Genomic DNA, 7,800 nt, shown 5'->3' on the forward strand with positions numbered 1-7,800 from the left:
GTGACGGTGGCGGCGTGTGATGTCGCGGACCGGGAGGCGTTGCGGTCCCTGTTGGACTCGCTGCCCGAGGAGTATCCGCTCACCACCGTCATCCATCTGGCCGGTGTCACCAGGCTCGCACCGGTCACCGGGACGGACGCGGCGCACTACGCCGAGACCTTCGGCGCCAAGGTGGCGGGAGCCGCCAACATCGATGCCCTGGTGGACGATTACGGGGTCGAGAACGTCGTGTTCTTCTCGTCGATCGCCGGTGTCTGGGGCAGCGGCGACCACGCGGCGTACGCGGCGGGCAATGCCTACCTGGATGTGCTCGCGGACCAGCGCCGGCAACGCGGGGTGCCGGCCACCACGGTGGCCTGGGGCGTCTGGGGTGGGGCGACACCGGACGACACGGCCAGCGTGCCGGAGGGTGTGGACGTCGACCGCCTGCGCCGGCAGGGTCTGCCGCTGATCGGCCCGGACCGGGCGTTCGAGGCACTGCAGCAGGCCCTGGTGGACGAGGAGACGTTCATCGCCGTCGCGGATGTCGACTGGGACCGTTTCCTCCCGGTCTTCACCTCGGCGAGGCCGACCCCGCTGTTCGACGAGCTTGCGGAGGCCGGCCTGCTCGGGGCCGTCGAGTCCGCCGAGGGCGAGGCGGCCGACACCCGGGCGCCGTTCGCCGAGCGACTGGCCGGGATGTCCGCGGCCGAGCAGGACCGCGTTCTCCTGGAGCTGGTCAGGTCCGAGGTGGCCGCGGTGCTGGGCCACACCGGCACCGAGGGCGTCCAGCCGGGCCGGAGCTTCAAGGAACTCGGATTCGATTCCCTGACGGCGGTCGAGCTGCGCAACCGGCTCACCACCGCGGCCGGGATCCGGCTGCCCGCGACGCTGGTGTTCGACCACCCGTCGCCGAAGGCCGTGGTCGCCGTCCTGCGTGCGGAGCTGTTCCCGGGCGGTGCCGCCTCGGCCGAGGATGCGCTGCTGGAGGAACTGGCCCGGTTCGAGGAGGGCCTCGCCGCGCTCACGGAGGACAGCGGGACACGCGACCGGGTCCTCGGGCGGCTCCGGTCGATCCTCGGGCAGGCGACCGAGGCCGCGCCGTCGCAGGAGGTGTCGGACTCGTCGGTGGAACTCGAATCGGCGTCCGACGAGGAGATGTTCAGCTTGCTCGGCAGGGAATTCGGAATCTCCTGATTCCGCCGTGATCCGTCCATCCGGTCAGCATTCAGCTGCCTTCGTAGGGGAAATCTGTCTGATGTCGAATGAGGAAAGGCTCCGTCATTTTCTCAAGCAGGTCACGGCTGAGCTCCAGGAGAGCCGTCGGCGCCTGAGGGAGATCGAGGACGCGGGCTCGGAGCCGATCGCGATCGTCTCGATGAGCTGCCGTTTTCCGGGCGGTGTGGATTCCCCCGAGAAGCTGTGGGACCTGCTCGTGGCCGGTGGTGAGACGATCGGTGGTCTGCCGAGCGGCCGTGGGTGGGATCTGCCGGCGCTGTCGGGTGAGGACGGTTCCGGTATCTCGGCGACCGCCGAGGGTGGCTTCCTCGATGACGCGGACCTCTTCGACGCGGGGTTCTTCGGGATCTCGCCGCGTGAGGCGCTGGCGATGGATCCGCAGCAGCGGCTGCTGCTGGAGACCTCCTGGGAGCTGCTGGAGCGGGCGGGGATCAACCCGCACGCGCTGCGCGGGAGCCGGACCGGGGTCTTCGTCGGCCTGACCAACCAGGACTACGGATTCCGCCCCTTCCAGGGGCCGGAGAACACCGCGGGGTACCTGCTCACCGGCAACACGACGAGTGTCGCCTCGGGGCGGATCTCCTACGTGCTGGGCCTGGAGGGCCCGGCGCTGACCGTCGACACGGCATGCTCCTCCTCCCTGGTGACGCTGCATCTGGCGGCCCGCGCGCTGCGCGCGGGTGAGTGCGATCTCGCGCTCGCGGGCGGTGTGTGCGTCATGTCGTCGCCGAACATGATCGTGGAGTTCAGCCGGCAGGGTGGCGTGGCGGTGGACGGCCGGTGCAAGGCGTTCTCCGCCCGGGCCGACGGCATGGGGCCCGGCGAGGGCGTCGGCCTCGTCCTGGTGGAGCGGCTCTCCGACGCGCTGCGCAACGGCCATGAGGTACTGGCCGTGCTCAAGGGCAGTGCGGTGAACCAGGACGGTGCGTCGAACGGTCTGACGGCGCCCAACGGTCCGTCCCAGCAGCGGGTGATCCGCCAGGCCCTGGCGGACGCCGGGCTCCTGGCCGACCAGGTCGGCGCGGTGGAGGCGCACGGGACGGGCACGAAGCTGGGCGATCCGATCGAGGCGCAGGCGCTGCTGGCGACGTACGGTCAGGACCGTTCTGCCGACCGGCCGTTGTGGCTGGGCTCCCTGAAGTCGAACATCGGTCACACGCAGGCGGCCGCGGGTGTGGCCGGTGTGATCAAGATGGTGCTGGCGCTGCGGGCGGGGCTGCTGCCCAGGACGCTGCACGTGGACGAGCCCTCGCCGTTCGTGGACTGGTCGTCGGGCACGGTGGAGCTGCTGACGCGGGCCCAGGAGTGGCCGGCGGGTGACGAGCCCCGCCGCGCGGGCGTGTCCTCCTTCGGGGTCAGCGGAACCAATGCCCACGTGATCGTGGAGGAGGCGCCGTCCCGTCAGCAGCCGGAGCCGGCCGGCGGCGAGCCCACCGGCGGCGAGTGGGCCGGCGACGAGGCCTCCCGCCCCCTGCCGCTCCCGGTGCCCGTGGTGGTCTCGGGCCGATCCGACGAGGGTGTGCGCGCGTTGGCCGGGCGCTGGGGCGACTGGCTGGGAACGGCCCCCGGGGTGCGCCCGCAGGATCTCGCCGTGGTGTCCACGGGCTCGCGGGCCCTGCTGGACCGCGCTGCCGTGGTGGTCGCCGCCGACGCGGCCGAACTCGCTGCCGGGCTGGCCGCCGTGGCCGGCGGCACCGTCGAGCCGGACAGCGCGGCCGAGGGGCCGCTCGCCGTCCTGTTCACCGGACAGGGCGCTCAGCGGGTCGGCATGGGCAGCGGGCTGTACCGCGCGTTCCCCGTCTTCGCCGCGGCGTTCGACGAGGTCTGCCGTGAGCTGGACCGCCATCTGCCGGTGCCGCTGCGCGAGGTCGTGTTCGCCGGGCCGGGATCGGATCGGGCGGCCCTGCTCGACGGCACCGACTACACCCAGGCCGGCCTGTTCGCGGTGGAGGTCGCGCTCTACCGACTGGTCGAGTCGTGGGGAGTGCGGCCGGAGTTCCTGCTCGGCCACTCCGTCGGCGAACTCGTCGCGGCGCACGTGGCGGGCGTCTGGTCGCTGGCGGACGCGGCCCGGGTGGTCGCCGCCCGGGGCCGCCTGATGCAGGCGCTCCCGCCGGGCGGGGCGATGGGTGCGGTGGCCGCGGGCGAGGACGAGGTGCTCGCGGCCCTCGCCGGCCTCCCCGGCCGGATCGGCATCGCGGCCGTCAACGGCCCGTCCTCCGTCGTGGTGTCGGGTGAGGCCGAGGCGGTGGCGACGGTGCTCGCCGGGTTCGCCGAGCGCGGTGTGCGCACCCGGCGGCTGACGGTCTCGCATGCCTTCCACTCGGAACTCATGGAGCCGATGCTCGCCGACTTCGAGCAGGTCCTGAGCGAGGTCGCGTTCCGCGCACCGGTGCTTCCCGTGGTGTCCGACCTCACCGGAGGATTCGTCACCGAGGAGCTGTGCGAGCCCGGCTACTGGGTGCGCCAGGTCCGCGGCTGCGTGCGTTTCGCCCAGGGCGTCGGCACGCTGCTGGACGCCGGCGCCCGGACCTTCCTGGAGATCGGGCCGGACGGCGTGCTCTCGGCGATGGCCGAGGAGTGCGCCAACGCGGCTGCGACGGCGGTGGCCTGCGTCCCGGCGCTGCGCCGCGGCCGGGACGAGGCGCACAGCATGGCGACCGCCCTCGGCCGGGTCTTCGTCCGCGGCACGGCGGTCCACTGGGACGCCTTCTTCTCCGGTACCGGCGCCCGGCCGGTGGCCGCACCCACCTCGCCCTTCCAGCGGCAGCGCTACTGGGTGAACGCACCGGCCGTCGTCGGGAGTGCCGCGGCGGGCGGCGCGGCCGACGGTACGGGGCATCCGCTGCTGGGCCGCTGGGTCGAATCCGCCTCCGGGGACGAGGCGTTCGCCACCGGGGTGCTCTCGCGCGATTCCTCCCCGTGGCTCGCCGACCACACCGTGCTGGGCGCAGTCCTGGTCCCCGGCACGGCGTTCGTCGACCTCGCCTGGTGGGCCGGTGAGCGGCTGGGCTGCGAGAGCGTGCGCGAGCTGAACCTGTACGCGCCACTGGTGCTCCCCGAGCAGGGGCAGGTCCGGGTCCAACTGGAGGTCGGCCGCCCCGATGAGGACGGGTGCCGTCCGATCGCGGTGTACTCGCGTCCCGACGGCTCCGGTCCGGCGCCGTGGACCAGGCACGCGCAGGGGGTCCTCGAACCGTCGGGCGACCGGCCCGACGCGCTGCCCGAACTCTCGGCCTGGCCGCCGGCCGACGCCGAGCCGGTCGCCCTCGACGGCTTCTACACCGGCCTGGTGGCCGCCGGCCTCGACTACGGACCCGCCTTCCAGGGCCTGCGGCGCGCCTGGCGGCGCGGTGCGGAGATCTTCGCCGAGGTCGCGCTGCCGCAGGAGGCCGCCGCCGACGCGGCCCGGTTCGGCCTGCACCCGGCCCTGCTGGACGCCGCGCTGCACGCGCTCGGCCCGCTCGCCCGGGAGGACGACGAGCCGGGCTCGGCCCGGCTGCCGTTCTCCTGGAGCGGGCTGCGCCTGCACGCGGGTGCGGCCGCCTCGCTGCGGGTCCGGCTCACCCGCCGTCCCAACGGCGACGTCGTGCTGATCGCCGCCGACGCGGACGGCGCACCGGTGGCCACGGTGGACGCGCTCGCCCTGCGTCCCGTGGCGCCGCAGGCCCTGCGCGCCCCGGCCGACGGCGAGACCGACGTGCTCTTCCGCACCGACTGGGTCGCCCAGGAGCACCCCGGCGATCTGCCGTCGGCCCGGCTCGCCGTGCTCGGCGCGGAATCGGACACCGAGCCGTTCGGGGCACTGCCGCACCACGCCGGCCTGGCGCAGCTGCGCTCGGCGCTGGACGCCGGCGCGGCCGTCCCCGAGGTGGTGCTGGCCTGGTGCCCGCCCGGCCGGGACGAGGATGTCGCCGAGGCCGCCCACCGGGCCACCGGCTGGGCCCTGGAACTGCTCCAGGGCTGGCTCGCCGACGAACGCCTCGCCGCGGGCAGGCTGGTGGTGGCGACCCGCGGTGCGGTGGCACTTCCGCACGGCGTGGGGCCGGTCGACCCGGCACAGGCCGCCGTCAGCGGTCTCGTCCGATCGGCGCAGACGGAGAACCCCGACCGGATCGTGCTGCTCGACCTGGACCCGGCCGACGGGGCCGCGGATCTCCAGCAGGTCGTCCGGGCCGTCGTGTCCGGCGAGCCGGAGACGGCGCTGCGCGACGGGCGTGCGTTCGTCCGCCGGCTGGCCAGGGCGGACGGTGACACCGGCCTCACCCCGCCGCCCGGCGGCGCCTGGCGCCTGGACACCACCGGTCAGGGCACGCTGGACAATCTCGCCCTGCTGCCGTGCGGCGAGGCCGAGGAACCCCTCGGTGAGGGCCGGCTGCGGGTCATGGTGCGCGCGGCCGGGATGAACTTCCGCGACACCCTGATCGCGCTCGGCATGTACCCCGGGGCGGCCCGGCTCGGCGTCGAGGGCGCCGGCGTGGTCACCGAGGTCGGGCCCGGCGTCACCGGATTCCGGCCCGGCGACCGGGTGATGGGCATGCTCGACGGCTCCTTCGGCCCGACCGCGCAGGCCGACCACCGCACGGTGATCGCCCTCCCCACCGGCTGGACCTTCGCCGAGGGCGCGACCGCCACCGTGGCGTACCTGACCGCCTGGTACGGGCTGGTCGATCTCGCCGGGCTGCGGGAGAGCGAGTCGGTCCTGGTGCACGCCGCGGCGGGCGGGGTCGGCACGGCCGCGGTGCGGCTGGCCCGGCACCTGGGCGCCGAGGTGTTCGGCACGGCCAGTGAGCCCAAGTGGGACGCGCTGCGTGCCGCCGGCCTGGACGACCCGCACATCTCCTCCTCGCGGACCCTGGAGTTCCGCGAGCGGATCCTGGCCGCCACCGGCGGCCGGGGCGTGGACGTCGTGCTGAACTGCCTCGCGGGGCCGTACCTGGACGCCTCGCTGGAACTGCTGCCGCGGGGCGGCCGGTTCCTGGAGATCGGCAAACTCGACCTGCGGGACCCGCAGGGCGTCGCCGCCGACCACCCGGGCGTGCGGTACCGGGCCTTCGACCTGGCCGACCCCGGGCCCGAGCGGCTGGGCGAGATCCTCGGCGAGCTGTCCGCGCTCTTCGAGCGCGGGGTGCTGGCCCCGATCCCGGTGGCCTCCTGGGACATCCGCCGGGCCCCCGAGGCGTTCCGGGCGCTGAGCCAGGCGACGCTGACCGGCCGGGCCGCCCTCACCCTGGGCGTCGCGTTCGGCCCGGACGACGCCGTCCTGATCACCGGCGGCACCGGCACCCTGGGCCGGCTGCTGGCACGCCACCTGGTCACCGGGCACGGCCTGCGGCATGTGGTGCTCGCCGGGCGCAGCGGTGCCCAGACGCCGGAACTCGCCACGCTCCGCTCGGAACTCGGGCGCCACGGTGCTCGGCTCCGGGTCGCGGCGTGCGATGCCGCCGACCGGCAGGCCGTCGCCTCGCTGCTCGACTCCATCCACGCCGACCACCGCCTGGCCGGTGTCGTGCACGCCGCCGGTGTCACCGACGACGCGGTCATCTCCTCGCTGAGCCGCGAGCGGCTCTCCGGGGTGCTGAGCCCGAAGGTCGACGGCGCCTGGAACCTGCACCGGCTGACCGAGCATCTGGACCTGGACCTGTTCGTGCTGTTCTCCTCGGCCGCCGCCGTACTCGGCGGCGCCGGACAGGGCAGCTACTCGGCGGCCAACGCGTTCCTCGACGCTCTCGCCGAGCACCGGCGCTCCCGTGGCCTGGCCGCGGTCTCGCTGGCCTGGGGGCTGTGGGAGCAGGCCAGTGGGATGACCGGCCGCCTCGCGGAGCGGGATCTTCGCCGGGTCGGCCGGGTCGGTGTCGCGCCGCTGAGCACGCAGACCGCCCTCGCCCTGTTCGACGGCGGCCTGGTCGCCGACCGCGCCGTGCTGGTGCCCGCCAAGCTGGACCTCGCCGGCCTGCGCACCCGTCACGCCGACGGCGCCGTTCCGGCGGTGCTCCGACAGCTCGTCAAGGTCCGCCGCTCGGCGCTCTCGACGGCCTCCGGGCCCGCCGCACCCGTGGCCGGCGGTTTCGGTGCCGGGCTGGCCGCGCTGTCCCCGGAGGACCGCGGCCGCGCGGTGCTGGAGCTCGTGCTGGCGCGTACCGCCGCGGTGCTCGGACATGCGGCCGCGGACGCCGTCGAGCCGGACCAGGCCTTCAAGGAGGTCGGCTTCGACTCGCTGACCGCGGTGGAACTCCGGAACCACCTGCAGACCGCGACCGGGCTCACGCTGCCCGCCACGCTGGTCTTCGACCACCCGACGCCCGCCGTCCTGACCGAGCACCTTCTCGCCCTCCTGGTTCCCGCCGAGGCGACGGCGGCCCAGCGGGTGCTGCGCGGACTGGAACGCCTGGAGACGGACATCGAGGCCATCGGCTCGGACGACGAGGAGTTCGAGGAAGTGGCGCGCCGCCTCAAGCGGCTGATGTGGGCCGTCGACGCGGCCGGCGGCCCGGACAGCGCCGGCGGCTCCCCGCTCGACGACGCCACGGCCGACGAGGTCCTCGCGTTCATCGACAGCGAGTTCGGTGATCTCGGGTGAGC

At 74.6% G+C, this 7,800-nt stretch carries 2 protein-coding genes; both read left to right on the forward strand.

What is annotated here, in order from left to right:
• Positions 1 to 1,176, forward strand: a 1,176-nt coding sequence (locus ACFZB9_RS36255; RefSeq protein ID WP_391454347.1) for a beta-ketoacyl reductase, incomplete at its 5' end; no start/stop codon positions are given.
• 58 nt (positions 1,177 to 1,234) lie between these two features.
• A complete protein-coding gene (locus ACFZB9_RS36260; protein ID WP_391454352.1) occupies positions 1,235 to 7,798 on the forward strand; it encodes an SDR family NAD(P)-dependent oxidoreductase in 6,564 nt (2,187 codons plus the stop codon).
• The last annotated feature ends 2 nt before the right edge of the window (positions 7,799 to 7,800 follow it).

Origin of the sequence: Kitasatospora sp. NPDC008050, assembly GCF_042957465.1 — a bacterium.
In the GTDB taxonomy this organism is placed as follows: domain Bacteria; phylum Actinomycetota; class Actinomycetes; order Streptomycetales; family Streptomycetaceae; genus Kitasatospora.